This is a genomic window from Pseudoroseomonas ludipueritiae (genome assembly GCF_014490445.1).
In the GTDB taxonomy this organism is placed as follows: Bacteria; Pseudomonadota; Alphaproteobacteria; order Acetobacterales; family Acetobacteraceae; genus Pseudoroseomonas; species Pseudoroseomonas ludipueritiae.
Genome location: NZ_JACTUZ010000362.1, coordinates 1 through 854, shown reverse-complemented (window position 1 = coordinate 854; position 854 = coordinate 1). Strand labels below are relative to the sequence as shown.

Sequence of the window (854 nt, the reverse complement as noted above, 5' to 3'; positions counted from 1 at the left end):
CGCTTCACCGCCGAGGAGATCGCCTTTCGCGACGAGCTCCGCCGCTTCTTCCGGGAGAAGATCCCGGCCGGAATCCGCAGCAAGGTCGCCGAGGGCCGGCACCTGGACAAGCAGGACATCGTCACTTCCCAGCGCATCCTGAATGCCGCCGGCCTCGCCACGCCCAACTGGCCGCTGGCCTGGGGCGGCAAGGACTGGACGCCGGTGCAGCGCTACATCTTCACGGAGGAACTGCAGCGCGCCGCCGTGCCGCTGCCGCTGCAGTTCAATGTCTTCATGGTCGGCCCCGTGATCGCCACCTTCGGCTCGGAGGAGCAGAAGAAGAAGTTCCTGCCGGCCACGGCCAATCTCGACATCTGGTGGTGCCAGGGCTTCTCCGAGCCCGGCGCGGGCTCGGACCTCGCCTCGCTCAAGACGCGGGCGGAGAAGCGGGACGGCAAGTACATCGTTTCCGGCCAGAAGGCCTGGACCACGCTGGGCCAGCATGCCGACTGGATCTTCTGCCTGGTGCGGACCGACCGCGAGGCGAAGAAGCAGAAGGGCATCTCCTTTCTGCTGATCGACATGAAGTCGCCCGGCATCACCGTGCGGCCGGTGATCACCATCGACGGCGCGCATGAGGTCAACGAGGTCTTCTTCGACGAGGTCGAGGTGCCGGCGGAGAACCTGGTGGGCGAGGAGAACAAGGGCTGGGACTATGCCAAGTTCCTGCTGGCCAATGAACGCACCGGCATCGCGCGCATCGGCCTCTCCAAGCAGCGGCTGGCGCGGGCCAAGCGCCTGGCGCGGGAGACGCCGGCCGGCGATGGCGTGCTCTGGGAGGATTCCGCCTTCCGCCGCCGCGTCGCCGCCAT

Annotated in this window: 1 protein-coding gene; it reads left to right on the top strand. The window is 67.6% G+C overall.

Annotated elements, in window-relative coordinates; translation table 11 throughout:
- Nucleotides 1-854, top strand: an 854-nt coding sequence (locus IBL25_RS26385; protein ID WP_187781383.1) for an acyl-CoA dehydrogenase family protein, incomplete at both ends; no start/stop codon positions are given.